This is a genomic window from Pseudonocardia autotrophica (genome assembly GCF_003945385.1).
GTDB classification, from domain to species: domain Bacteria; phylum Actinomycetota; class Actinomycetes; order Mycobacteriales; family Pseudonocardiaceae; genus Pseudonocardia; species Pseudonocardia autotrophica.
The window spans coordinates 5,427,706-5,451,721 of sequence record NZ_AP018920.1; the positions used below are offsets into that span (position 1 = coordinate 5,427,706).

26 protein-coding genes and 3 pseudogenes are annotated in these 24,016 nt (G+C 70.8%); 10 read left to right on the forward strand and 19 right to left on the reverse strand.

Annotated features, from left to right (window positions below; translation table 11 throughout):
* Positions 1-164: 164 nt before the first annotated feature.
* From Pdca_RS25350 to Pdca_RS25400, 11 genes are all read right to left on the reverse strand, one after another.
* A complete protein-coding gene (locus Pdca_RS25350; protein WP_125911556.1) occupies positions 165-1,046 on the reverse strand; it encodes a hypothetical protein in 882 nt (293 codons plus the stop codon).
* Complete coding sequence (locus tag Pdca_RS25355) at positions 1,043-2,050, reverse strand: hypothetical protein (RefSeq protein WP_085916428.1); 1,008 nt, start codon at positions 2,048-2,050, stop codon at positions 1,043-1,045. Before Pdca_RS25355 ends, Pdca_RS25350 begins: the two co-directional genes overlap by 4 nt.
* A complete protein-coding gene (locus tag Pdca_RS25360) occupies positions 2,047-2,730 on the reverse strand; it encodes a hypothetical protein (RefSeq protein ID WP_085916443.1) in 684 nt (227 codons plus the stop codon). Before Pdca_RS25360 ends, Pdca_RS25355 begins: the two co-directional genes overlap by 4 nt.
* Positions 2,727-3,644, reverse strand: a complete 918-nt coding sequence (locus Pdca_RS25365) for a hypothetical protein (protein ID WP_085916429.1) — start codon at positions 3,642-3,644, stop codon at positions 2,727-2,729. The genes Pdca_RS25360 and Pdca_RS25365 overlap by 4 nt, the downstream gene beginning before the upstream one ends.
* The gene (locus Pdca_RS25370) at positions 3,641-5,551 is read right to left on the reverse strand and encodes a type IV secretory system conjugative DNA transfer family protein (RefSeq protein WP_232021189.1); all 1,911 of its coding nucleotides are present in this window, start codon (positions 5,549-5,551) and stop codon (positions 3,641-3,643) included. Before Pdca_RS25370 ends, Pdca_RS25365 begins: the two co-directional genes overlap by 4 nt.
* The gene (locus Pdca_RS36125; protein ID WP_085916431.1) at positions 5,548-6,111 is read right to left on the reverse strand and encodes a hypothetical protein; all 564 of its coding nucleotides are present in this window, start codon (positions 6,109-6,111) and stop codon (positions 5,548-5,550) included. Before Pdca_RS36125 ends, Pdca_RS25370 begins: the two co-directional genes overlap by 4 nt.
* Complete coding sequence (locus Pdca_RS25380; RefSeq protein ID WP_085916432.1) at positions 6,111-6,650, reverse strand: hypothetical protein; 540 nt, start codon at positions 6,648-6,650, stop codon at positions 6,111-6,113. Before Pdca_RS25380 ends, Pdca_RS36125 begins: the two co-directional genes overlap by 1 nt.
* Positions 6,650-7,213, reverse strand: a complete 564-nt coding sequence (locus tag Pdca_RS38100; protein WP_085916433.1) for a WhiB family transcriptional regulator — start codon at positions 7,211-7,213, stop codon at positions 6,650-6,652. The genes Pdca_RS25380 and Pdca_RS38100 overlap by 1 nt, the downstream gene beginning before the upstream one ends.
* Positions 7,210-7,584, reverse strand: a complete 375-nt coding sequence (locus Pdca_RS25390; RefSeq protein WP_125911558.1) for a hypothetical protein — start codon at positions 7,582-7,584, stop codon at positions 7,210-7,212. Before Pdca_RS25390 ends, Pdca_RS38100 begins: the two co-directional genes overlap by 4 nt.
* A 187-nt stretch (positions 7,585-7,771) precedes the next feature.
* Positions 7,772-8,002, reverse strand: a complete 231-nt coding sequence (locus Pdca_RS25395) for a hypothetical protein (protein ID WP_232021190.1) — start codon at positions 8,000-8,002, stop codon at positions 7,772-7,774.
* 14 nt (positions 8,003-8,016) lie between these two features.
* Complete coding sequence (locus Pdca_RS25400; protein WP_085916435.1) at positions 8,017-8,274, reverse strand: helix-turn-helix domain-containing protein; 258 nt, start codon at positions 8,272-8,274, stop codon at positions 8,017-8,019.
* 174 nt (positions 8,275-8,448) lie between these two features.
* Here Pdca_RS25400 and Pdca_RS25405 point away from each other — a divergent pair, with 174 nt between their 5' ends.
* On the forward strand, positions 8,449-8,805 hold the full coding sequence (locus Pdca_RS25405) for a hypothetical protein (RefSeq protein ID WP_085916436.1): 357 nt from the start codon (positions 8,449-8,451) through the stop codon (positions 8,803-8,805).
* Positions 8,806-9,383: 578 nt separating this feature from the next.
* Entirely contained in the window at positions 9,384-10,379 is a 996-nt protein-coding gene (locus tag Pdca_RS25410) for an NsdA family TPR-like regulatory protein (RefSeq protein WP_125911559.1), read from the forward strand.
* Here the strand turns inward: Pdca_RS25410 and cutA are convergent.
* Entirely contained in the window at positions 10,335-10,655 is a 321-nt protein-coding gene (cutA, locus tag Pdca_RS25415) for a divalent-cation tolerance protein CutA (protein WP_085916438.1), read from the reverse strand. The two genes, Pdca_RS25410 and cutA, sit on opposite strands and share 45 nt — an antisense overlap.
* Positions 10,656-10,740: 85 nt before the next feature.
* Here cutA and Pdca_RS25420 point away from each other — a divergent pair.
* From Pdca_RS25420 to Pdca_RS25435, 4 genes and pseudogenes are all read left to right on the forward strand, one after another.
* Positions 10,741-11,022, forward strand: a pseudogene (locus Pdca_RS25420) (LLM class flavin-dependent oxidoreductase); the annotation flags it as partial.
* 326 nt (positions 11,023-11,348) lie between these two features.
* On the forward strand, positions 11,349-11,795 hold the full coding sequence (locus Pdca_RS25425; RefSeq protein WP_166665857.1) for a hypothetical protein: 447 nt from the start codon (positions 11,349-11,351) through the stop codon (positions 11,793-11,795).
* 47 nt (positions 11,796-11,842) lie between these two features.
* Complete coding sequence (locus tag Pdca_RS25430) at positions 11,843-12,436, forward strand: hypothetical protein (protein WP_085916439.1); 594 nt, start codon at positions 11,843-11,845, stop codon at positions 12,434-12,436.
* Between the two features lie 892 nt (positions 12,437-13,328).
* A complete protein-coding gene (locus Pdca_RS25435; RefSeq protein WP_085916440.1) occupies positions 13,329-14,711 on the forward strand; it encodes an NAD-dependent succinate-semialdehyde dehydrogenase in 1,383 nt (460 codons plus the stop codon).
* On the opposite strand, the gene Pdca_RS25440 is transcribed toward Pdca_RS25435, so the two are convergent.
* From Pdca_RS25440 to Pdca_RS25450, 3 genes and pseudogenes are all read right to left on the reverse strand, one after another.
* On the reverse strand, positions 14,671-15,060 hold the full coding sequence (locus Pdca_RS25440; RefSeq protein ID WP_373865538.1) for an FtsW/RodA/SpoVE family cell cycle protein: 390 nt from the start codon (positions 15,058-15,060) through the stop codon (positions 14,671-14,673). The two genes, Pdca_RS25435 and Pdca_RS25440, sit on opposite strands and share 41 nt — an antisense overlap.
* A 174-nt stretch (positions 15,061-15,234) precedes the next feature.
* Positions 15,235-16,434 (reverse strand): IS701 family transposase, encoded by a 1,200-nt coding sequence (locus tag Pdca_RS25445; protein ID WP_085916441.1) that lies wholly within the window; start codon positions 16,432-16,434, stop codon positions 15,235-15,237.
* Positions 16,435-16,625: 191 nt separating this feature from the next.
* Positions 16,626-17,225: pseudogene (locus Pdca_RS25450) on the reverse strand (IS701 family transposase); the annotation flags it as partial.
* 71 nt (positions 17,226-17,296) lie between these two features.
* Here Pdca_RS25450 and Pdca_RS25455 point away from each other — a divergent pair.
* Complete coding sequence (locus Pdca_RS25455) at positions 17,297-17,608, forward strand: transposase (protein ID WP_166665856.1); 312 nt, start codon at positions 17,297-17,299, stop codon at positions 17,606-17,608.
* Positions 17,605-18,501: an IS3 family transposase gene (locus tag Pdca_RS25460; protein WP_125911301.1), complete on the forward strand. Its 897-nt coding sequence runs from the start codon at positions 17,605-17,607 to the stop codon at positions 18,499-18,501. The genes Pdca_RS25455 and Pdca_RS25460 overlap by 4 nt, the downstream gene beginning before the upstream one ends.
* Here the strand turns inward: Pdca_RS25460 and Pdca_RS25465 are convergent.
* A pseudogene (locus tag Pdca_RS25465) lies at positions 18,483-19,202 on the reverse strand (IS701 family transposase); the annotation flags it as partial. The gene Pdca_RS25460 and the pseudogene Pdca_RS25465 overlap by 19 nt on opposite strands.
* A gap of 33 nt (positions 19,203-19,235) precedes the next feature.
* Here Pdca_RS25465 and Pdca_RS38105 point away from each other — a divergent pair.
* Together Pdca_RS38105 and Pdca_RS36485 are read left to right on the forward strand one after the other, a co-directional pair.
* Positions 19,236-19,883, forward strand: coding sequence for an AlbA family DNA-binding domain-containing protein (locus tag Pdca_RS38105; protein WP_197719821.1), 648 nt, complete (start codon positions 19,236-19,238; stop codon positions 19,881-19,883).
* Positions 19,884-19,924: 41 nt separating this feature from the next.
* Entirely contained in the window at positions 19,925-20,509 is a 585-nt protein-coding gene (locus tag Pdca_RS36485; RefSeq protein ID WP_197719822.1) for a hypothetical protein, read from the forward strand.
* An 87-nt stretch (positions 20,510-20,596) separates the two neighbouring features.
* Here the strand turns inward: Pdca_RS36485 and Pdca_RS38110 are convergent, their stop codons facing one another.
* The 3 genes from Pdca_RS38110 to Pdca_RS25485 form a co-directional block, all read right to left on the reverse strand.
* Positions 20,597-21,160, reverse strand: a complete 564-nt coding sequence (locus Pdca_RS38110) for a GntR family transcriptional regulator (RefSeq protein WP_408635074.1) — start codon at positions 21,158-21,160, stop codon at positions 20,597-20,599.
* Between the two features lie 113 nt (positions 21,161-21,273).
* Entirely contained in the window at positions 21,274-22,482 is a 1,209-nt protein-coding gene (locus Pdca_RS25480; RefSeq protein WP_197719823.1) for an ISAs1 family transposase, read from the reverse strand.
* Positions 22,483-22,577: 95 nt separating this feature from the next.
* Positions 22,578-23,459 carry a tyrosine-type recombinase/integrase gene (locus tag Pdca_RS25485; RefSeq protein WP_232021191.1) on the reverse strand — a complete coding sequence of 294 codons (882 nt, stop codon included), beginning with the start codon at positions 23,457-23,459 and terminating at the stop codon, positions 22,578-22,580.
* Positions 23,460-24,016 lie beyond the last annotated feature (557 nt).

Genomic DNA, 24,016 nt, shown 5'->3' on the forward strand with positions numbered 1-24,016 from the left:
GAGGCCGGAGGCCGGCCCGGCCCCGCGGATCGTGATGCAAGGGTGTGCTCGCTTTGATCTTGATCTGCTCTTGGTCTGTTCGGTGTAGTCGCGCTCGGTTCCGGTGCTGTGCTCGGTCGCGTCGGGTGCGCGCGTGCTCGGGTGGCTCTGTCGGGTGGAAGTGGTCATGGCTGGGTCCTGTCGTGGGGCTCGTCGGGGACCAGGTGCAGGCCGCTGGTGGCCTGTGGTGGGTGGTCGCGGAGCTGTTGGAGGGCTCGGGCGGCGGTGCCCCGGCCGACTTGGGCGAGGTCCTGGAGCTCGCGCACCGTAGGCAGGGCCCCGTGGGTGTCGCAGTGGTGCTGGGCGGTGGTGCGGGCGCGCTCCTGCGCGCCCGCACCCGCCCCGTCCCCGGGACGGGACACCGGGCGCGGCGATGGCTGGGACACCGGTCGCGGCGGCGCCGGGATCACCGGCCCGTCCAACGCGGGCGGGACACCCGGCCCCGGGTCAACAGAGTCCGAGTGGGACGGGGATGCCGCGTTGTCCCGTGGGACGGTGATAGCCATCGGGACACGTGGCCTGGATGCCCCGTTCCCCTCGTTCCGCTCCCCCGCTGTCTCTTCGTCGGTGTCGGCTGGGTGGTCGGCGGCGAGGAGGTAGAGCAGGTGCGCCACGACGGCGGCGGCGATCGCGGGCCAGGCCCCGACCCCGAACCGCAGGGCGGGGCTCACCTCCAGCGCGCCGCCGGTGGTGACGGTGTCGGAGGCGAGGTAGACCGCCTGGGCGAGCCCTGACAGCCCGGCGGAGACGATCACGACCGCCCAGGCGTAGCGGGCACCCGAGCCGCGCAGGCGTGCGGTGGCGCCGTAGGCGACCAGGGCGAGGCCGTCGGTGATCAGCGGGTAGATCCAGGCGACCCCGACCGGGACCCGGGCGGCGACGGCGACCTCGAACAGGCCGTGCGCGGTCGCCACCGCCGCACCGATCGCCACCGCCAGGCCAGGCAGCCACAGTGCTACCCGCGAACGGGCCCCGCGCGTGGAGGTCGCTGTGGGGTGGGCGCTCACCGCTGATCGTCCTGTCCGTCGTCGGTCCCCGTGTCTCGCCACGGGTCCTCGCACCAGCCACGCCCGGTCTCGTCGGCATCGTCGAGCAGGTCCTGCCGGACTGCGGCCAGCGCCTGGCGCGCCTGCTCAAGGGGATCCGGCACCAGACCACCGGCGCCCTCGTCACCGCGGTCGCTGACAGCGGCGTCGTCGGGCCGGGTCGGATCGGCCTCGTCGCTCGGGCCCGGGTCGGGAGGGTCGTCGTCGGAGCGCGTGTCGTCGAGCTCGTCGGGCTGACCGTCAGTCTCGATCTGCCACTGCCGGCGGTCCCGCTCGTCATCGACACCGGCGACGATCCAGTCCAGCTCGTCGGCCTCATCGAACGCGGCCTTCCACCGCTCCCGTTCGGCCGCGGTGATCTCCTCCAGCACCTCGGCCAGCCTGTCGAGGTCCGGGTCGCGTAGTCGCTGGGCGTCCTGCCACGGCGGCGAGCTCGCGACTACCGGCTCCGCTCCGCTCCCGACGTCGGCCTCGGTGGCGTCGTCGACTCGGTCCTCGGCCGCACGAGCGTTGTCCGCATCGTCGGTGCGCTCGGTGTGGGGCTCCTCGATGGCGGTCTGCGCAGCGCTGTCCTCGGGGAGTTCCCGGGCTTGCTCGGGCACCGGGCGAGTGCGGTCGTCGTCCTTGTCGCTGTCCGGATATAGGCTGTAGGCCGTGGTGGCGGTCTCGGCCACCTCGCGGGCCTGCTCGATCAGCCAGGCGCTGTCCACCAGACGGCCCCGGAGCGCATCGAGCACGTCGACCCCGGCCTGGTCGACCAGCGCGAACAACCGGTCTGCCCGTTCGTCGGCGACGTCGATATCTCCTCGCCGCTGATCGACCAGCTCCCGGTACTCCTCACCACCGTCCAGATACGCCTCGGCCCGGGCCCGCATCTGCTGGATGTCGATGTCATAGGCGCGCTTGACCTCCCGCATCGCCACCACCGCCGCCCGCAACCGGGCCCAGTAGCCCTGCCCGGTCACGACCGCTCACCCCCGACCGGCCCGGCGGGCGCGGTGGTGGGTGCGGTGGGCTCGGGTGGGGCGCAGTCGCGGGACCCTGCCCACCAGCGGGCGATCAGCTCGGTGTGCTCGACGCCGGGGACCGTGACCGGGGTGCCGGGTGGGGTGTTCCAGCCGGGGCGGGTCTGGTGGGTCTCGATCGAGCAGGACCCGACCGACTTGCGTAGCCGGGCCACGACGCCGGGGCGCTGGCGGTCGTGCCAGTCTCCCGCCGCCCCGACCGAGGCGGCCGGGCCCTGGTAGGCGGCGCACCAGGCATACATCAGCCAGAGGAGTTCCTCGACGACGTCGGGATGCCACAGCCAGCACTCGGCCAGCACCTTCGCCCCGTCCGGGTAGCGCAGGAACACCGACTCCACCCACACGCACAGCTCCTCGAGCAGCGCGGTGATCTCGCCGGTGTCGGTGGGCGCGGTCAGCCACGACGGCGCCGCCGGGACCCGGCGCCGTGCGGTCACCGCGGCCAGGGCCTCAGACAGCTGCCCGACCAACCGGCCGAGCTCCCCCACCTGCCCCGGTAGCGGCTCGAGCTCGGCGACCTGCCGGCGCAGCACCTCGACCTCCCGCGCCAGCCCGGCCAGGGCCCCGCCGGCCTCGGCGGAACCCGGGTCGGGGTGGGCTGGGTGCGAGGGCCCGCTCACCGCTCCCACCCCGCCGCATCGGCTCCGGCATCAGCGTCGGTGGTCCCGACTGCAGGTCGCCCGGTGGCCGGTTCCTGGTCGAGCTCTCCTGCGACGGCGTCGACCTGGGACTGCTGGACCAGGTGGGAGAAGTGGCGCATCTCGGCCTCGGTCAACGGCCGCACCCCGCCATCGGCGTCCTCGTCCGGGGTGAACCACAGCCCGCCCACGAACGCACCCGGGCCCTCGTCGAGGACCCGCTCGCGATCCCCGCGCTCATCGGTCTCGACCTCGGCCGGCGCATCGTCGCGGGCATGATCCGGGGCGCTCACTCGGCCCTGCTCGTCATCGCAATCGGATTCGTCGGTGTCGTCGGCGTAGGTGTCTTCGCCGTGCTCCTGGTGCTGGCTCAGCGCGGCGGCCTCGGCCGCGGCTTCTGCGGCGCGCATGCGGGTGTCGTGGGCGGCGGTGGCCTCGCGGTGCGAGCGCTCCCGCCCGTCCCGGCCGACGGCCACCAGGCGTGGCTGTGGCTCGCACCCGGCGGTGGTGGTGAGCTCATCGAGTCCGACCGGATTGGCGCGGTAGCCCCACATCTCGGCATCCGAGTGCAGCCCCTCCAGCCGCTCGCGGTCGGTGATCGCCGAGGTCCCGGCGGCCTCCCGCACCGCAACGACCGCGATCCCCTCGGCACGAGCCCGCGCTCGGGCGACGGTCTCCCCACCGGGGAAGTCGACCCACCCGAACCGCGCCCGGGCGTCGTCGAGATCGAACTCATCGAGTCGCCACCCCTCCGACGGCCGTCCGTAGTTGCCGGTGGCGTCCCGCAGGTAGGAGGCGATGACCTGCTCGGCGTCCGCCCGGCCACCGGGCAGGTCGGCCGCGAGCCGATCCACGGCCTCACCCGGGGTCAGCAGCTCGTAGTCCCCGGCGCTCATCGCTGCGGCTCCTGTCCGTCACCCTCGTACGGACCATCGGCGGGCTCGATCAGCGCCGGCCGGTCCTCGGGCTGGTCGGCGCTGCGGATGGCGCGCAGCTCGGCGAACATCGCGTTCGACGACCGCACCCGCGCCGCGGCCTCCCCGAACCGGTCAGGCCACCGCCGCGCCAGCACCACCAGGACCCGCTCCACCTGCAGATCGGCCCACGTCCGGACCGCCTCACGGCGGTGATGCCGGCGGGACTCGGCCTCGACCCGCGCCAGGCCGCAGGCGCGGCGGCGGACATCGCGACGGCGCCACGCCATCCGGGCCCGCCCGATCACCGGCGCGATCCCGCGCCGGATCACCACGACCCGCCCGGCGGGCAGGTTCGCGATCTGCGCCGGCGCCAGCACCGGCGCCTTCCGCACGCTGCGCGAGGCGACCCGGCCGTGCTCGTCGGTCGTGGCGACCTTCTCGTCCCGGTCGCCTGCGAGGGTGGACCAGAACTCCAGATCGGACTTGTCCCGCGTCCCACCGAAGATCATCACCGCGGCGGTGTTGTTCAGGATCGTCGCCGCCTTGTGCTCGCCCCACCGCGCCAACAACTGCGCACGGGACTGGAACGCACACACGATCGTCACCCCGCGACCACCCATGTCCGCCGTCCACGACTCCAACGGCACCGGCGAGATCAACGCGGCCTCGTCGAGGAACAACCCCAGCGGCGGGTCGAGGCGACCCGCCGGGCGCCCGGCCGCGAGGCGGCGGGCCTCGCGGGCGATGTGCCCGGTCAGCGCACACACCAGCGGTGCGGTCTGGGCCTCCTCCGCCCCGAGCAGGAACACCGTGGCGCGCTCCTCGAGTAGGCGGGCGACGTCGAAGCCCTCCCCTCGCTCGGCCGCCGCGGCAGCGGCCGGATGGGTCAGCCACCCCAGCGCGGGCATCACACTCGAGGTGATCGACGAACGGGTGCGCTCGTTGGTGGTCAGGAACTGCATCGCGTCCTGCTCGAACGCCGTGACCCCCGAGCGCCGCAACAACGCCGGCACCTCACGCCCCGCCGTATCCGGATCCGCAACCCACCCCAGGACCTCGGCCATCGCCTTGCCGCCCAACGCCGCCGCGTGCAGCAACGCAGCCAACACGCGGCGGGCCTGGCCGTCCCAGAACTCCCGATCCCCACCCGCACCGGACGCCACCGCGGCGAGCATGTCCGTGGCCCGCTCAGTGGCCGTCACCGGATCGCCGCAGCCGGTCAGCGGGTCGAACGTGATCGTCGAGGGCCGATCGCCGAGGCCGGCGGGGTTGAACACCGCCACCGGCCCCCGGCCCGCACGCAGCGGCCCGCACAGATCCAGCAGATCCGTCCGGGTCGAGGTCACCAACGCCGCACCCGGGGCGTCGAGGACCCGCCCGGCCAGCCATCCGGTCTTCCCGGTCCGCGGGCCGCCGACGACGATCACCACGTCCTCGACCAGCGCCCACACCCGTAGCGCCCCGGTGCGGCACAGTTCGACTGCTGCCTCGCTGGTCGCCAGCCGCACCCGCTGTATCCAGGGCAGACCGGCCAGAGACGGGCGGACTGTGCTCGTGCGTCGCCGCACCGCGAGCGTCCCCGCGTGACGCACCACGTCCAGCGACGACGCCACACCGACTTTGCGGCGCGACCGAGACGCCCACCGCGACACCGTCGCCGAAGACCGCGACCACCGATGCCACACGATCGCTGCCACGATCAGCCCGGCGGCGGCGAACGCCGGCCACGCCAGGGTCTGCAGCAGGGTCGCCGCCGGCAGGGCGGCAAGCAGGCCGAGCCCGGCGGCCAGCAGACGGGCACCGCGTGCCCAAGCGAACGCGGCAGCCAGGGCGAACCCGGTCAAGAACAGCACGGTCGTCCCGACCGTGGCCAGCATGGCGATCATCGCTGATCACCCCGCCCACTGAACTGGCGGTGACGAGCGGCGCCCCACTCGCGGACGGACTCGTCCCAGCGCGCGCAGTCGTCGGCGTGGCCGTACTCATGGCACACCGGCGACGACCCGAACGGGCCCGCGTCCTCGATCTCGCGCTCGCAGCAGCCGCAGCGCCAGCGGGTCTGCGGGAACCCCACCTTCTCCCGCGACGCCCGATCCGGGTCACGGCCCTCGACGATCCACTCGTACGCGGTGTCCTCGCGCGGATCCCCACCGCCGGTCGGCAGGCCCATCGCGGCACCGATCTCATCCCACGACCAGCCTGCGCCGCGCGCCTGCAAGGCGTGCAGCGTGACCTGCTCGATCGCCGCCTCACGGATCAGGTGTGCAGCGCGCAGCCCCAGCAGGGGCTTGTCCAGCGCCCAGACCCCGATTTCGGACCCGGCGGGCTGCTCCCGGATCTCCTTCGTCCACAGCCCCTCCTTCGCGCAGCGACGAATCAGCCGCTGGAGGCGGGCTCGCCACAGGACTTGCTCGCTGACGCGCAGGTCACGGAACAACGCCGCCATCAGTCGGTCCTCCCCGTTCGCTCGCACCACGCCGCGATGTCCTGCAGGTGTCGTGCGCATCCACGGGAGTGACCGCCCTCTTGGTCGTCCGGATGCGACTCGAACGGCCCGTCATCGGTGATCAGCTGGTCGCAGGCGCCGCAGCGCCAGTACGCCGAGGGAGTCCGGAACGACCGGACCTCCTCCGGGGCCGGTTCGGGCACGCGTCCGACGACCAGCCAGTCGAAGGCCGTCTCGCCCGCGGAGCCGAGCCCGTCGGTGGACAGATCCAGGGCCTTTGCGACCTCGTCCCATGACCGGCCGGCGGCGCGGGCCGTGCGTGCGTACTCGTAGAGCTGCGCCTCGCCGACGTTGCGCAGCAGCAGCGCGGCGCGAAGACCGGCCAGAGGGTCATCGAGCTTGCGGTCGGTGAACACCGTGAACCCGGGAATCGGGATCTCGACCTCGGTCGCGTCGAACACGTCGACCGCGATACGGCGGACCAGCTCGCGGATCCTGCCGGCAGCGGTCGTCGTCGGGGACACGTCGAACAGGCCCATCACCGACCACCACCGATGATCGAAGCGGTGACGGTCGCGGCCCAGCGATCCACGGTCCGGCGAGTCACTCCAAGCGTGCGGGCGATCTCCTCGCGGTCGACGCCCTCGGCCAGCGCTGCCCGACCGGCAGCGATGATGTGTGCCCGGTCGGTGCGGAGGACCGGGGCGGGACCGTTGGTACCCAGTTCGGCGCGACGGACCCGGCGGGCCGACGCCCGACGGGCGCGGCGGCGCTCCTCCTCACTCATCCCGCCGGCCACGCCGTGCGGGAGATAGGCGATCGCCCACTCCCTGCAGACAGCTTGCACCGGGCAGCGGCGGCACACCCGCTTCGCGCGGGCCACCTCGCGGTCGTACAAGGCGCCGACGTCCGCCGTAGGAAAGAACCTCTCGGGGTCCACCGACCGGCACGCCGCACGGGCACGCCAACGGTCGTCGTCTCGCTCTACCATCGGTTCCTCTCCTGCCTTCTGCTGATGCGCGGGGAGAGCGGCCCGGCGGCTGTGTCCCGCCAAGAACCCGTCGCCGGGCCGTCTCATGTGGTCGTGTAGTTGCCTCGTCATGTCCCGGTTCCTCTCGGCCGGACTCGTCGGGGTGCCGGGAAGAGACCGGCCGCTGCGTCCTCTTCGGCGCGGCGGGCGTCATCGCCTGGCTTCTCGGCTCGGATTCGTGCGCCCGGTAGCTGGTCGGCCAGGTGCGCCAGCCAGGACGGCAGTGGGCGGTTCTCCAGTAGGCAGAGCGCGACTGCGTAGGACGGGCACCCCGGCCGGCCCCGGTCCACCGCCCACCGGCACGTCGGGCAGTGGCCCGAGCGCTGGGAGTCGTGATTGACGAGGACCTGCAACCGGACGGTGCGGGCCGTGAAGCCGGCGAGCCGTCGATCGAGGTCGACGAGCAGCACTCCGCTGGAGGCCCGCTCCCCCGCGGCGTTCATCGGCGCACCTCGACCGGCTCAGGTACCCGGCCTCGGTCATCCGGGCACAGCACGGATCCGTCGCGGTGGGAGAACTCCAGCGGCCGCCCCGCCCGGTCTGGCCAGCCAGTGGGCGGTTCGCCCGTCACCGACTGTTGGCAGCCCGGACAGGACAGCGCCGATACGTCGATTCGATCCGCGGTGGCCGTCATCCGGCACCGCCCCCGGTCGAGGCGTGCTCGGCCGGCGTCCGGTTGAGGGCCGGAGTCGCAGCTTGATCGAACGCCGAGATGAAAGTCGCCACTGCATCCGGTACGCCCTGCCCGACCGGTGTCGCCACGAACACGACCGCAGCAATCACGGTGAACGCCGCAGCGCCCGCCGCCGAGCGCGCCTTCGCGCAGATGACCGCCCCCGCGACCAGGACCAGCAGCACCACACCGACGCCGCCCATCACCCGGTACTCCCCCGCTGCGCCGGCGCCCAGCCGGATGCATCGACGACGGTTTGCTCGGCGACCGCCAGGTCCGCGATCGCCTCGATCGCCTTCGCCGGGATGATCAGCCGCCCCCGGACCTTCACCGCCGGGAACTCCCCCGCCGCTATCGCCCGGTAGACCGTCATCGTCGACATCCCGAACATCGCCGCGACCTGCGCGACGCTGTAGAACCTCGGCGCCGCCGTCACGGCCACCGGCTCCAGCTTGCTCATCGCCTGCCTCCCTCTCGTAGATTCGCCATGCGCTAACTATAGCACCAATATTAGCTGCTAAAACTAGTCCTAGGCTGTTGATCCTGCGGCTCGATGGCCCGACCGGAGTCGTCACCGCTAGCCTCGGCACCGAAATCAGCAGGTCCCGCCTGCTGGAACGACAGGAAGGTGCGCGTGGCCAAGGACTGGGACGCCGTCGCCGAGGCGATCAAGACTCGGCTGGCCGAGCTCGACATGACGCAGGCCGAGCTCGCGACCCGCGCGGGTGTCGCCCTGATGACCGTCCGGGAGCTGCAGCACAACCTTCAGCCGCGCCGGCGGAGCCCTCGCACCCTCACCGCGGTCTCCGAAGCGCTCGGCTGGCCGGGCGATCAGATTGCCCGGATCCTCGATGGCGACCAGGTCGACGACCCCGACGCCGACGACCCCGTGCTCGCCGAGCTGGACTCGCTCAAGGCGGACGTGATTGCGCTCGTTCGACGGATCGACGCCATCGAGCGTCGGCTAGGTCCCGACGCCGACGACGCCTGAGCCGCTCGACCCGCTCGGCCATCTCTCGGGTCAGCTCGCGCAGCTCCGTGAACTCGGCCCCGGGGTCCCGTGGCTGTGGTGCACTGCTGTTCATGACGTAGACGATTGCGGTGCACGGCGGAACAAAGCAGGTCAGAACCCTGGTAGCGCAGGGCATTCGGCGGGCACACTGGACCGACGACCGATCGGGGGTGGCCGCCGGCGTGTATCCGGACGACAGCGACGAGCCCTGGGGCGACCAGCTACGCCGGTGGCGCGACGAGGTCCAGCGATGGACGCAGCAGGACCTCGTCGACCAGGTCATCCGCCTCGCGTTCACGACGAACGAGGAGCGCGGGACCAAACTCGACATACGCCTAGTCGGCCGATGGGAAACCGGAGCCGTTCAACGGCCCCAGGCCGTGTACCGCCGCCTGCTCGACCAGCTAGGCGCTCCCGTTCCGTCCACCCGGCGTGCGCCGACCGTCACACGGCCTGCCACGGGAATGCCGGGTGGATGCCCTGCTGCTGCCGACCCCATCTCCCTAGCGTCGACGACGTCCGATCGGGACTCAGACGGCTGGGACGGTGACAGTTCAGTGCTGCGACGTGACTTCCTGCGGGCGAGCGGATCGCTCGCACTTTCCGGGTTGCTCGGCAGCGTGCTCGGCAACACCAGCTCGAGCACTTCGACGATCGAGGTCGCCACCGACCTCACCAACCGGCTGACGAGCCTGCGCCGGCTCGACGACACTCTCGGCGGAGCCGACACGTACAAGCTCTACAACGCCGAGGCGGAACTCTCCGCGCGCATCCTGCAGGGCGGCACTGCTCGCGACGCGGTCCACCGCGCGCTGCTCGCCGTGCACGCCGAACAGTCCCAGCAGGCCGGCTGGGCCGCTTTCGATGCCGGATGGCACGACCTCGCCCGAGAGCACTTCCGCCGCAGCCACGCCGCCGCGGTCGAGTCCGGCGACCCCGGGCTGGCCGGCAACGCACTCGCCTTCCACGCCTACCAGCTGATCACGCTCGGCAAGCCGGCCCGCTCGATCTCGGAGAAGTCGGTCCAAACCGCCGGCGAGGACGGCGTCGACCCCGGTGTCCGAGCGCTGCTCTACTCCCGAGCGGCGTGGACGTTCGCTCTCGACGGCGACGCCGACACCACCGCCCGGTGCCTCGGGGTCGCCGAGGAGGCGCACGCCGTCGCCGACGCACGCACCCCGGACTACGCCGCGTGGATCGACGCCGACGAGCTGGCCATCATGACCGGCCGCTGCTGGTCCGAACTCCGCCGCCCGCTGCGCGCCGTCCCCGTCCTGGAGAGTGCGCTCGGCCGGTACAGCGACGTGCACGCGCGAGACAAGGCGCTCTACTCCTCCTGGCTCGCGCAGAGCTATGCCGACGCCGGCGAGGTCGAACAAGCCGCCGAGACCGTGGCGACGAGCCTGCACGTGATGGGCAACGTCGCCTCGGTCCGACCGCGGCAACGGCTCACCGAGGTCGCCGAGCGACTCGGACAGCGGCACAGCGACGTCCCCGCAGTGCAGGAGCTACTTCGCGGTGACGCGCTCCACCCACTCGACGTACGCCGCTGACGCGCGGGCCAGCGGGACGGCTGTCACCTCGGGGTTCTGCCACTCGTGGTGCTCGATGAGGTGCGCCTCCAGCTCGTCGTAGCGAGCGGCGGTCGTCTTGAAAGAAGCCACCCACTCCTCACCTTCGCCGAACTCGCCACCGTGCCAGAAGACCGATGCAACCGGACCGACAATCTGTCCACCCGCCGCGAGACCTGCCGAGATCGCCGATCGGGCGAGCCGGACGGCGACGTCGCGAGTCGGCGTCGCCGTGGAGACGGTAAGCATCTCGTCCATGTGGCCAGCCTATGGGTCATGACCACCCACGGTCATGGCCGATCGGGTAGCGGCCAGCGACGTGCGCTGAGCGCAGCCTCCCTAGTACTACAACAGCGCCTACAGCCGCCAGGGCTGGGCCGAGGTCGCCGGCGAGGTCCGGCAGCGCTGGCAGGACGGCGACCGTGACGGCGCCGCCGCGCTCGTGCCCGACGAGATGGTGCTGGCGACCACGCTGATCGGCACCGAACAGCGCGTACGCGAACGGCTGCAGACCTGGCGCGACACCGGCGTCGACATCGTCCGGCTCTACCCCGCCGGCGACACGCTCGACGAGAAGATCACCACCCTGGCCCGGGCCGTCGAGATCGCCCACGCCATCGACTGAGCCCCCGCCGCAGCCCACCGACCGACCCACCCGGGCCGACCCACCCGGCCAGGGCGGGTCCGGCCTGCCCGCGCGAGTTCCTCATCGGACGGTGCGCCGACCACGCTCTGTCGTCAGTGGACGTTCGACCGTCGTGTGGTCAAACCTTTAAGTTTGGCCGTTCAGTCCTTTGCGTCCGGTGGTTCGGAATGCACGATCGAGGGTGGAGCCGTGGTCACCGCGCCGATCCCCGGGCGCCGTGGGTGCGAACGGCTCCGTCCCGCACACCGATCCCGCCGCGTGACCGTTCACGGTCCACTGGCGACTGCACGAGGAGGGTGCCAGGCGTGAGCAGCATCGACTGGGCTCTGGATGCCGCGTCGAGGATCACGGGGACGTTCGCCGTCGCCCTGATCGACTACGAGAGCGGGCTGACCCTCGGGGCGCGGGGCGGCAGTCCCGGGTTCGACCTCGACGTCGCCGCGGCGGGCAACACCGAGCTCGTGCGTACCGAGCTCGACGTCCTGGCGAGGCTGGGCATCCAGGACCCGATCGACGACATCCTGATCACCCTGAGCGCCCAGTACCACGTCATCCGGCCGGTCGCGTCGCGCGACGGGGAGACGCTGTTCTTCCACCTGGCGCTTAACCGCGCCCAGGCCAACCTGGCGATGGCCCGGCGTGACCTGCGGATGATCGTCGACCACTTCTACGACGGCGCACCCCGCTCGGCCGTCGTCACCGACGCCGGCGAGCCGGGGTCTGTCCCGCACGCGGCGACCCGCACGGCGTGAACCGCGTCTGGAGGCACGGGGCATAGCCCCCGGACGGGCCGGGACGGGTGCCCGGGGCGTCGTCGGCGCGCCTGCTGCGGTCGCTGCTCGCGCCGCGACCGTGGCAGCGGTCGATCGGATTGCGGGCCGGTGCGCTGGTCGACCCGGCCAGCGGACTGGTGATCGACGGCTTCTCCGACGGCCCGCCGCCGGTCGACCTGGAACTGCTCGGTGCCGTGGCACTCGAGCTGATGCGGGTCTCGCCGTTGATCGTCGAGGCCACCGGGACGGGGCCGGTCCCGGAGCGCCCGCGACGGGTGTTCGTCGAGTCCGGGCGGTCGAGTCACCTGATCGTCACCGGCGCGTTCGACGCGCGCCGGGAGCCGGTGCTGGTCACGGTGGTGGTCGACGGAGGCTGGAAGGTCGCCGACCGGGCCGGACGCCGGCTCGCGGCGATCCCGGTGCTGGACCTGCACCACGAGCAGCCCGCACTCGGGGCCGCCGTGCTGCCCCGGCGCCGTGGGTCGCCACCGGCGGCGGGGTCCGACCTGGAGACCACGGTGCGGGTGCCCCGGCCGCGGCCGTACGCGGATCTGTGGTGGACCCGGCCCCCGACGACGCACGCCTCCGGGGCCCGCCCGACGCCGTACAAGCGCTCATGAGGAATGGGCGGCTCCCCGCCCCGCGTGTCCCCGCCCCGCCGGACGGTGTGATCGGGCCGTCGCCCGGGCCGGACCCCGAGATCGCGGCGCGGCGCGCGGCCGTGCGCGGGGCCTTACGAGCCTCGGGCCGGGACGCGGTGAGCACCCCGCGAGCCGGAGCCGTGGACAGGGACGGGGCCGCCGCCGGACGGGTGGTGGCGGCGGGTCGCACGTAGCGGATCCGGAGATCGGCACGAGGCCACGGGATGCACCGCACGGTGTGCGCCGTCCCGCTCCCGGGGCGGCGCCGGGTACGTCGGAGAGGACGACGACGATGAGCGCAGACCCGCAGGCCGCCCCACCCACGGCACCGGCCACGGCCCCACCGCGCACGGTGCCGGTCGCGGCCGGGACGAACCTGAGGCGCGGGGTGTCGGTGCTGGGGCCGAACAACATCATCGGGACGCCGTTGCCCGGCGGGTTCCTACACCGCGCTGGGCCAGTGCGCCGGTGGCTCGGTCACCGAGGGCAACGCGGTCAACTTCTGGTGGGTCAAGATCAGTAGTGCGCACGGGGACGGGTGGGTCTCGGCGGTACGGGTCCTGGAGGGCGGCAACAACCAGCCGATCGCGGGAGTGGCAGAACTGCCCACCGTCCAGGCCTGACGGTGCTCCGGGCCGGCGTCGGCCGCCGCGCGCCGGCCCGGGTGCGGTGCGGGCCCCGGTGATCGTCACGGCGGTGGCCCGGCCGACGTTTGCCCGGCGGCCCGGCCGGGCAATCCGCGGGGGACGGGCGCCGTCGGAGTGCGCGGCGCGTTCCGGGTGCCGGCACGGGTGCCGTAGTCCGGGCGGAGCCCACCGCTTCAGCAGCAGCGGCGGCAGCCCGTGTCCGCGACAGGAAGGGGACCGTATCCATGTCTGCCTACGTGACGGCGAACCCGGCGACCGGCCGGACCGAGAAGGAGTTCCCCGAGCTCGACGCTGCGGGGGTGGCCGAGGTCCTGGGCCGCGCGCACGGGGCCTACGCCGGATGGCGTGGCACGCCGGTGGCCGAGCGTGCGCAGATCCTGACCCGGGTCGCCGAGGCCTACGAGGCCCGCCGGGACGAGCTGGCCACCCTGATCGCGACCGAGATGGGCAAGCCGATGAAGGAGGCCGCGGGCGAGGTCAAGCTCGCGGCCGCGATCTACCGCTGGTACGCCGAGCACGGGCCGGACCTGCTCCAGCAGGAGGTGCTCGATCCGCAGGGCGCCGCGGAGTCCCTGGTCGAGACCGAGGCCGTCGGCCTGCTGGTCGGGGTGATGCCGTGGAACTTCCCCTACTACCAGGTGGCCCGGTTCGCCGCGCCCAACCTCATGGTGGGCAACACGATCATCCTGAAGCACGCCCCGATCTGCGCGGCCTCCTCGGAGGTCATGGCGGAGATCTTCCACACCGCCGGTGTGCCGGCCGACGCCTACATCAACGTGTTCGCGACGAACGAGCAGATCGCCGAGATGATCGCCGACCCGCGCGTGCGCGGCATCTCGCTGACCGGCAGCGAGCGGGCCGGGGCCTCGGTGGCCGAGACCGCCGGGCGGAACCTGAAGAAGGCCGTCCTCGAGCTCGGCGGCTCCGATCCGATGATCGTTCTCGACGACGGCGACCTCGAGCGGACCGCCACGGTCGCCGCCAAGGCCCGGCTGATGAACGCCGGCCAGGCCTGCAACTCCCCGAAGCGGATGATCGTGCCGAACGACAAGGTGGACGACTTCGTCTCCGTGCTCGTCCGGACGTTCGAGTCGGTCCAGGTGGGCGATCCCACGGACCCGGACACCCAGGTCGGCCCGCTGTCCTCGGTCGGGGCGCGGGACGGCGTGGTCCGGCAGGTCGAGCGGGCTGTCGAGCAGGGTGCCACCCTCCACACCGGCGGCGGCGCGCTCGACGGCGACGGCGCCTTCATGCGTCCGGCCGTGCTGACCGGCGTCACCCAGGACATGGACGCCTACTCCGAGGAGATCTTCGGCCCGGTCGCCGTCGTCTACGGCGTCGACTCGGTCGACGAGGCCGTCACGCTCGCCAACGACGTGAGCTTCGGCCTCAGCGGATCGGTGTGGGGCAGCGACATCGACCGCGCACAGGTGGTCGCCGACCGGCTCGAGGTGGGCATGGCCTACGTCAACGAGCACGGCACCACGCTGCCCGGGCTCCCCTTCGGCGGCGTCAAGCGGTCCGGCTTCGGTCGTGAGCTCGGCCGGTGGGGGATGGGCGAGTTCGTCAACACCCGGCTGCGCCGGACCGCCAAGGCCAAGGGCTGACCGGCGGTACACCGTCGAGGCGGGCGGCGTTGGCCAGCAGTCCGAGCAGGAACATCGAGCTGACCAACGCGGTCCCGCCCGCCGACACGAGCGGGAGCTGCTGCCCGGTCACCGGGAGGAGGCCCACGACGTAGCCGACGTTCATCGCGGCCTGTGCCACGAACCAGGTCGCGGTGGCGGCGGACACGATGCGGAGGAACGGGTCCCCGGTCCGGGCGGCGATGCGCAGTCCGATCCGGCCGAGCGCGCCGTACAGGGCCAGCACCGCGAGGCCGCCGAGCAGGCCGAGCTCCTCACCGATCACGGCGAAGATGAAGTCGTTGGCCGCGTTGGGCAGGTAGTACTGCAACGGCAGTTGATCAGGCCGGTGGTCGTTCGCCGCGGCGACGGTAGTGGCAGGCGCGGGCTTGGTGTTGGCGTTCGCGCCGCCAGGTCGACCAGTGCATGACGTGGTCGATGCAGGCCTGTGGGGCGAAGGAGAGTGCAGCGAGGATGCGGCGGATCTCGTTGGCCGACAACCGGATCAGCCGGCGATGGCCAGTTGAGGATCCCCCTTTTCCGGCTCGCGGGTGTGTTCGGTGGCGCGGGTGACGGCGAGGTAGGCCGCGGCGAGCATGGCGAGGGTGATGTGGGCGTGCCAGGCCCGCCAGGACCGGACTTGATACTGGTCGAGCCCGGCTTCGTTCTTGGAGGTTTGGAAGCACTCCTCGATGGCCCACCTCGCCCCGGCGACCCGGACCAACTCCCGCAGCGGCGTGGTCGCCGGGGCTGCGCAGCGGTAGAACGCCAGCTCACGGACGGTCTTGCCCTCGGCAGGCTCGGTCTGGCGGCGGACCAGCAGCCAGTGCCCCCAGCCTGCCGGGAGGCCGTCGGTGTCGAGCGCGACCGCGGTCCAGTCGTAGACCCGCATCCCGTGTGCGCCCGGGCCGATCGCGCGTCGCTCCCAGCCGTCGTTGCCGGTGTCGGGGTCCCGCGCTCCGGCGATGGTCGCCAGGACCTTCGCGGGCCGGCGGTTGCCGTCGGGGCTGGTCAACATGTCGTCGTTGCGGGTGGCCAGCACGAACGGGATCTCCCGCTCGGACAGCCAGTCGCGGAAGCCGGGTTCTGCCCGTAGGCCTCGTCCGCGCTCACCCACGACGTCGGCGTGAGTGCCCCGGCTTCGTGGGCGCGGGCCAGCATCGCCGTCCCCAGCTGCGGCTTCGTCGCGAACTCGACCTCGTCGGGGACATCTGCCCCGCCGACAGCGCTCACGGTCCTCGGTCCAGGAGACCGGCAGGTAGAGCTCTCGGTCGATCAACGCCCGGCCCCTGTCCGAGGCGTAGGCCAGGAACACTCCGAGCTGGCAGTTGTCGATCTTCCCGCTCGTGCCGGTGTACTGGCGCTGCACCCCAGCGGAGCGAACGCCCTTCTTGATGAACCCGGTCTCGTCGATGATGAACACACCGCTCGCGGCGTAGCCGAGGTGCTCGAGGACATAGCCGCGCAAGTCGTCCCGGACACCCTCGACGTCCCAGCCCGCAGTGCGCAGCAGCCGCTGCATCCCGTCCGGCGACACCGCTCCCGCATGCTCGGCGAGGGTCCAGCCGTTCTTGCGCTCCAGCCCGGCCAACAACCCCCGCAGATAGGTCCCGACCCGCTGACGCGGCTCGGCCCTGCGGAAACGGCCCGAGATCAGCTCCACCACCGCGTCCAACGAGGCCACCCACCCGGCAAGATCAACCACGCGGTGATCATCACCGCCGAACGGCCGTCAGCCTCTCACGACACGCCGCATCTGCCGTTGCAGTACTAGTACTCCAGCCGCAGTTTGTTATCTGATCCGTCTTCGTCGGTAGTGGCTTTCGCGGGCTCGGTGTTGGTGACGGCGGCGCCAGATCGACCAGGCCCAGCCCACGGCCCGGGCGGGGGTGTGGATCAGGGGCGCCAGGAGACGTCGGAGTTCGGCGAGGGTGAGCGGGATGAGCCCGTTACCAGGTCTTTTGGGGCGATCGCCGCGGTGACCGAGAGGTAGGCGTGGGCGAGCATGACCAGGGTGATGTGGCGGTACCAGGCGTCGTAGCGGCGGACCTGGTACTGGTCGAGCCCGACCTCGTTCTTCGCGGTCTGGAAGCACTCCTCGATCGCCCAGCGGGCGCCGGCGACCCGGATGAGGTCGTCGTCGGTGGTGCCGGGCGGGCCGGCGCACAGGTAGTAGGCCAACTCCGGCTCCATACCGGACTCGAGTTGGGTGTCGGTGAGGATCTGGCGCCGGACCAAGAGCCAGCGTCCCCACCCAGCGGGCGCATCCGGGGGCGGGTGCAGGCCGGCCACCGCCCAGTCATAGAGCCGCTCGCCCTTGGCTCCGGGCCCGGCAGAGCGGCGCTTCCACGCCTGCTCTGGGGCCCGTGCGACCAGGTCATCAGCACGTCGTGACCCGACCAACCCAGCGATGTCAGCTGTGAGGTCGGCACCGGGCGAGAGCGGGATGGACTGGCTACGCGGTACGGCAACGACATAGCCGATCCGGCGCTGCTCGTGAGGTTCCCCCGCTTTGCCGGAGTGTCTGAACACTGGTTCGATCTTGAGAACCAGGAAGGAAGGCACTGGTGCCCGCACCGAAGAAGTACCCCGATGAGCTGCGCGAACGAGCGGTCCGGCTGTATCGGGAGTCCGACCCCCGCCCGACGTTCCGCGGGCTCGCGCAGCAGCTCGGGGTGCATCACGAGGCCCTGCGCAACTGGGTCCGCCAAGCGGAGGCCGACAAGGGCGAGCGCGATGATCGGCCGTCGACCGACATGCTCGCCGAGAACCGGCGGTTGGCGAAGGAGAACGCCGAGCTGCGGCGGGTCAACGAGGTCCTGCGCGCGGCGAGCGCCTATTTCGCCAGCGAGATCGGCCCGACCCGGAGGTGGTCATGAGCTTCGTCGACGCCCATGACTTCCCCGTCGGTCTCGTACTACGGGTCCTGAACATCGCGGCCTCGACCTACTACGACTGGCGCGCCCGCCGCGCGTCACCATCGCAGCGGCAGCTCGACGACGCCGTCCTGCTCGAGCAAATCGTGAAGATCCGCTCGATCAGCGAGTTCGCCACCACCTACGGCTCCCCGCGGGTCTGGCTCGAGCTGCGCCGCCAGGGCGTGCACGTCGGCCGCAAGCGCGTCGAGCGGATCATGCGCGAGCACGGCCTACAGGGCGCCCACCTGCGCCGCGGCTGGAAGGGCGGCTCGACCCGGCAGAACCCCGCCCACCGGCCGGCGCCGGACCTGCTCGAACGCGACTTCACCGCGACCGCGCCGAACCGCGTCTGGGTGGCCGACCTGACCCGGATCGTCACCGGCGAGGGCGTGTTGTGGCTGGCCTCGGTGCGTGACGCGTTCTCCAACCGGGTCGTCGGCTGGGCCACCGACCCCCGTGCGACGACCGCGCTGGTCCTCACCGCGCTCAACCACGCCCTGCGCTCGCGGGACCTGCGCCCCGGCCAGTTGATCTTTCACAGCGACAAGGGAGCCCAGTACACGGCGCTGCGACTCACCCAGCGCCTGGTCGACGCCGGTGTCGCCCCGTCGACCGGGTCCACAGGGGACAGCTACGACAACGCCCTCGCCGAGAACCTGTGGTCCACCCTCAAGATCGAGCTGCTCTACTGGCCCGGCACCACCTTCACAACCCGCCGCGACGCCGAGCACGCCCTGATCCGCTACCTCGACGGCTGGTACAACCCGCGCCGGATCCAGGCCCGCCTCGGCGGGCTCTCACCCGACGAGTACGAAGACGACTATCGTCGCACCCAGCGCGACGCCGACAGGTAACCCGCACTCCGGCGAACCGGGGGAAGCTCATCACACCAGGAACGGAACTTGCAGTCCTGTCCGTAGGCCTCGTCGGCGGCCACCCAGGACGCGGGGACACCGGCGTCGAGGGCTCGGGCGAGCATGCTCTTGGCCAGCGTCGCCTTGGTGGCGAACTCGACCTCGTCGGGTACCGCCGCTTCCCGGCAGCGCTCGCGGTCACCGACCCAGGACTTCGGCAGATACAGCTCCCGGTCGATCAACGTGCGGCCTTTGCTCGTGGCATAGGCACAGAACACCCCGAGCTGGCAATTCTCCACCCGCCCGGCAGTGCCCGAGTACTGGCGCTGCACCCCTGCAGACTTCGTCCCCTTCTTCAGGAACCCGGTCTCATCGACGATCAGTACCCCGCCGGGCTCACCGAGACGCTCTGCGACGTAGTCGCGCAGGTCATCGCGCACCCCGTCGGTGTCCCAGGTCGCGGAGTTGAGCAGCCGCTGCATGCCGTCCGGGGTCGTGTCGCCGGCGACCTCGGCCAGCGTCCACCCGTTCTTCCCGGCCAACGGTGCGAGCAACCCACGCACATACGCCCGTGCCCGCCGCCGCGGCTCGGGCCGGAAGAACCGGCCCGCCACCAACCCGAACAGCCCGTCCAGGCCACCGGCCCACGCCTCGAGATCCTCCTCTTCCTTCACAAGATCGAAGCCTAGCGCAACCAACATCACGAACTGCGGCTGGAGTACTAGGCTCTGCTCATGACCTTCACCGCGTTGCATCGCATCCTCGGCATAGCACCTGGACCCTTGACCGACGATCTACTCGATTCCGCAGTCCAAAATCGAGTTAGAGAAACTGGCGAATTGGATTTCAAGTCCGAGCTCCCGCCAGCGAAAGGCATACGCCAAACAGATTTACCCAAGGATATCGCCGCTATGGCAAACAGCGGCGGCGGCCTAATCGTCTTTGGCATTCGCGAATCCCAGAAGATCGCAGAAGAGCGGGTCGATGTCGGTGAATTTGACGAAACGTACGAGCGCTCACTGCGCAGTGCCGCCATTACCGCCATCCCATCTCCCCTCCGGTGTTCGGGCTCGATGTACAGCGGATCGGAGGACACGGCAATCGCGCAGTCACTGTCCAGATCCCCCCGAGCATTGATGGGCCCCACCTCATCCATCGAGGAGAATACTTCGGCGCACCCATCCGGAACGATTCAGACACAGTATGGACGAAGGAACGCCAAATCGAAGCGATGTATCGGGCGCGGTTCGACGAAAGGCGCCACGCCACCGAGGCGTTGGACAACTTGTACACAGAGTCCACGAGAGGCCATGACATCACCGAGCGAGCCTGGCTGGTGGCTGTCGGACACCCTCGCGTCCCCAATATTCGCGCACGCCTGAGCCGGGCTCAGGCACGCGACGTCATAAACCACACCGAGGGCTTGGCTCTGACGTTCGCTAGCAGCAGCGGGATTCACCCGCTCGCCAGCGTCGACCGCCTCAACCCTCGACCCGGTCTGCGGCGCTGGGTCGCCGCGAACACCGCAACCGATGAACGCGCTCGCTGGAAAGAAGCGTGGCTGAGCATCCACCACGACGGCTCGGTCACGCTCGCGGCCGCACTCGGCGGGCACCGAATCAGGGATGGCTTCCTGGGCGGCCACCAAGTCGAATCAAGGACAATCGAATGCGGTATCGCGGACTTCATGGCACTTATTCGCGCCACCGCGAGAGAGACCGGCAACAGTGAATACGACTTGCGAGTCGGAGTCGAGTGGACAGGAGAAAATCCGCTGATCGTCCTCACAGATGATGGCTACGGCTTCTCTCACGACATTGGCTCCACTCCCCTCCAGCAATTCACACCGGTGGAGTCAACTGTAGACGCGAGCGAGCCCGACATTGACTTCTACTGGCACGTTTATGACGTCGCCCAAGATTGTGTGAACCAAGGTGGAACTGCACACTTACACATGATCAAGCCACCCGCGCGCAACAGCGACGGACAGGGAACCTCTACCGCTTAGCGGTCGATCTCGAGCTCCCGGGCACTCTTTCGAAGCCCGAGCATCGACCCAAGCAGGGTGCCACATCCGGCCAAGGCGAACATTACGTCACCAGCGCAGCACCACAACCTCGCCTCCACCTGCTGCGGGGCGAAGCTCCAACTCGTATCGGCCGATCCACGAATCGCCAGCATCAGTCCCGGCCGGGTCTTCGATTCGAGCTATCCCGATGAGGTGTTGGCGGAAACCGTCAGGGTTGGTGAGCGATCCGCAGATCATACGCACGCCAGACCGTAGGCCGCCTGGGCCTCGGAGTGTCGCCATCCAGTAAGTGTTTCCGGCCGGGTCGACGGCCTCCGTGCGCACCCACCGTGGCGCTGCGTCGATCCTCTCGTCGAAAGCCTCGGCCTGCGCGGCCGCAGTGAGAACTGGTCGACCACCGACCGAAGCCACGGTTCCACGGTCCTTGAGCAGCCGGACAGCCCGCCGCGCCGTAGACAACGAGACACCGGCTTGGATAGCGATCTGCTCCGCCGGAGGGAGCGCATCACCCACGGTGAGCTGTCCGGAGCCGACGCTCGCTGTGAGTGCGTCCGCGAGATGCTCATACGGATGTTCCGACACGCGAGTGGCCCGACGCTTCTCCTCGTCGTGTGTGGGTCGCTTCGGCATCCGTGTGCCCAACCCGGTCGCCGCACGCTGATCCGCCTCGGACACCCACGCCGTATAGGTCTTCAACGTCGTCGTTCCACCGTCACCGTGTCCCAGCCAGGGGGTCGGCAAAGTCAGATGATCTTGAGGAGCTGGAGGGGCCGCAGTGCGTCGCGGCTGTGATGTCGTAGTGCGGCGGCGATGTTGGTGGCGCCGGCCAGACGGTGCAGGCTGATCGCCAGGTTCCGTAGCGCAGCCATGACCTGCGGTGCGGCACCGGTGCGCACGGTGGAGAGATCTTCAGCGAAGGTCACGTCGCGGACCCAGTGCAGCCCGTTCTCGATCTGCCAGTGTCCGCGGATCCAGCCGGTGAGCTCCTCGGGACGGGCCTGGTGCGGACCGAGGTCGGTGATCGCATAGACGGTCTCGGTGCGCCAGCGTGCCCTCCGGCCTGATCGGGTGTTGGCCGGGCGGGTCTTGCGGATGAGCTGCACGGCTTGACGGGCGTGCGGGAACTCGATCCCGGCCGCGATGGTGACGACCCTGAGCGTGCGGATCTCCCGGCGTCCGTGCGCGGTCTCGACGCTGCGGTGGTCGGGCTCGACGCCGCGCCACGGGAGCCCGGCGAGCTGGCGGCGTAGCCGGGGCTGGTTGCCCTTGACCGTGAGCACCCAGTGCGCTCCACGGCCGGCGAGGTACTCGACGTGCTCGCGCTGGGTGTGCAGCGCGTCCGCGGTGATCACCACCCCGGCCAGGTCCAGGCCGTGCAGGGTGTCGAGCAGCGGGGCGAACGCGGTGATCTCGCTGCCCTTGCCCGCGACTGCGTTCGCCTGGCGCTGACCGAGCACGACCCGGGTCTGCTGGTCGATCACCGCGAACAGATGACGAGCCGGACCGGCGGGGCCTCGTGAGCCGCGCACGGTCTTGCCGTCCACCGCCAGCACCCGGCGCCGCCCGACCGGCTCGGTCGCCGCGCACAGGCGCTGCACGAACGCGCCGATCGCGGCGTCGAACCGGTCGGCGTCAACCTGGCCCAGGATCCGGCGAATCGTCGACTCCGACGGGCATCGGACGTCGGTCCCGAGCACGGCAGCCACCTCGACCGGCAGGTCGGCGACCCACTCGGCAACCGCGACGAACGAGCGCGCCCCGGCCGCGACCGCGCACACCGCGGCCGTGAGCACCACGACCAGCCCATGTCGAACCCCCCGACGCCGGCGCGGGTCAACCACCCCGGCCAGGGCATCGGTCAGTCTCGGAGCCAGCGCGACCGGATCGGGTAGCTCCACCCCGCCCACCTGATCGGCGACGGCAGCGATCGACAATGATGCAGGCGCGGGCACGGCTCTCTTCCGATGATCAAGGCTGGCGTGAGAACCGCCATGATCACCACCAGGGTCGTGCCCGCACCCCTACCTCGACCGCGTGTCGTCGCAGCTCAGCACCCACTCACCGCGACTTTGCCGACCCCCTGGTGTCCCAGCCGACCGGCGACAGTCCGTGGGTCCACCCCTCCGACGATCAGCTCCGTCGCCGAATAGTGCCGAAGTTTGTGCAGTGTCGTATCGATCTCGAGCTTCTTCGCCATCCGGTCATAGCGCTGGGTCACGCTGTCCGGTGTCGGAAACGTCGCGCCGTCGGCCGCTGTGCTGAACACGAACGCTTCCGGAGCCAGCTCGATCCCGAGCATCTCGGCCCGCTTGACGCAGCGCTCACGTAGATCCTTGAGTACCTCGACGGTCTCGGCGTCGAGCGCGATCCGGCGCTGCTGGTGGGTCTTGAGGTCGCCCTCGACCCAACCGTCGTCGCTCTTGCGAATCCCGCTCTGCAGCCAGAGCGTCTCGCGGCCCTCCTCGAAGTTGATCCATGCCCACCGGACCGCACACAGCTCGCCTCGGCGGGCGCCGGTCGTCATCGCCGTCCAGACCAGAGCGCCCCAGTCGGGGTCGTCCCACGCCTTGTTGAGCAGCTGCGCGGCCTCCTCGGCGCTCGGCGGCCGTGGATTCGACTTCGGGGCCGGCGGCGGCTCGGCCTGAGCGAGAGGGTTGACCGCGACCCACCGCCAGCGAACGGCGCGCTTGTAGGCCCCGGACAGGATGAAGTGGATGTGCCGGATCGTCGTCGCCGACAGCGGCTTGCACTGATGTGGACGGCATCGGTAGTCGCACTCGTGGTCCTTGCGAGTCCGATGGTCAACGAGCCCCGAGCCTGAGCAGTGGATGCGGCACCTGCGCAGCTCAGCGTAGAACGAGTCCAGGATCTCCGGATCCAGGCGGCCGATGCTGATCCTTCCGAGCAGCGGCGAGATGTGGTTCTTCACGTGACCGCGGTACATCTGCAGAGTGTTCGGCGCCCCTACGAACTGGTCCAAGTGCCGCCGGACGAGTTCGTCGACCGTCGCGTTCGTCCGCGGGTTCCGGCGCTCCTCGACCTGGGCGAGCAGCCGGGCCCGTACGGCCTCGGCTTCGCGCTGTGCCTTCTTGCCCGGCTGGACCAGCTCGGTGAGGTAGTGCCGGCGACCGGACACCGGGTCGATCCCGGCGTACACCCGTACCCGGATGGTGCCGCTCGGAAGCCTGGTGATGCTGCCCCGTGCGCGAGCTGTACTCGCGGGCTGACGACCTGCCATGCAGTCAACGGTAGGACCGACTCGCACCACGTTTGATGCACGAAGTCTGTCTCAAGATCAGACCGGATCAGCGTTTCCGCTGGTCAGATGGTGGAGCGGGCGACGGGAATCGAACCCGCGTAGCCAGTTTGGAAGGCCTCGCCAGACTGGGACTCTTCGACCCCGACCTGCGAAAACAGTGGACAGCACACCCTACGAGTGACCGTGGCTGACCGCTGATAGTTGCACGCCAATTGCACGCACTGGGT

Coding starts and splice junctions, on each gene's coding strand:
- Pdca_RS38100 (WP_085916433.1), bottom strand. CDS start 7,213: ATGACGAGGCAACTACACGACCACATGAGACGGCCCGGCGACGGGTTC.
- cutA (WP_085916438.1), bottom strand. CDS start 10,655: ATGGACGAGATGCTTACCGTCTCCACGGCGACGCCGACTCGCGACGTC.
- Pdca_RS38110 (WP_408635074.1), bottom strand. CDS start 21,160: ATGCCGAAGCGACCCACACACGACGAGGAGAAGCGTCGGGCCACTCGC.
- Pdca_RS25380 (WP_085916432.1), bottom strand. CDS start 6,650: ATGGGCCTGTTCGACGTGTCCCCGACGACGACCGCTGCCGGCAGGATC.
- Pdca_RS25370 (WP_232021189.1), bottom strand. CDS start 5,551: ATGATCGCCATGCTGGCCACGGTCGGGACGACCGTGCTGTTCTTGACC.
- Pdca_RS25460 (WP_125911301.1), top strand. CDS start 17,605: ATGAGCTTCGTCGACGCCCATGACTTCCCCGTCGGTCTCGTACTACGG.
- Pdca_RS25400 (WP_085916435.1), bottom strand. CDS start 8,274: ATGAGCAAGCTGGAGCCGGTGGCCGTGACGGCGGCGCCGAGGTTCTAC.
- Pdca_RS38105 (WP_197719821.1), top strand. CDS start 19,236: ATGACCTTCACCGCGTTGCATCGCATCCTCGGCATAGCACCTGGACCC.
- Pdca_RS25390 (WP_125911558.1), bottom strand. CDS start 7,584: ATGAACGCCGCGGGGGAGCGGGCCTCCAGCGGAGTGCTGCTCGTCGAC.
- Pdca_RS25365 (WP_085916429.1), bottom strand. CDS start 3,644: ATGAGCGCCGGGGACTACGAGCTGCTGACCCCGGGTGAGGCCGTGGAT.
- Pdca_RS25435 (WP_085916440.1), top strand. CDS start 13,329: ATGTCTGCCTACGTGACGGCGAACCCGGCGACCGGCCGGACCGAGAAG.
- Pdca_RS36125 (WP_085916431.1), bottom strand. CDS start 6,111: ATGGCGGCGTTGTTCCGTGACCTGCGCGTCAGCGAGCAAGTCCTGTGG.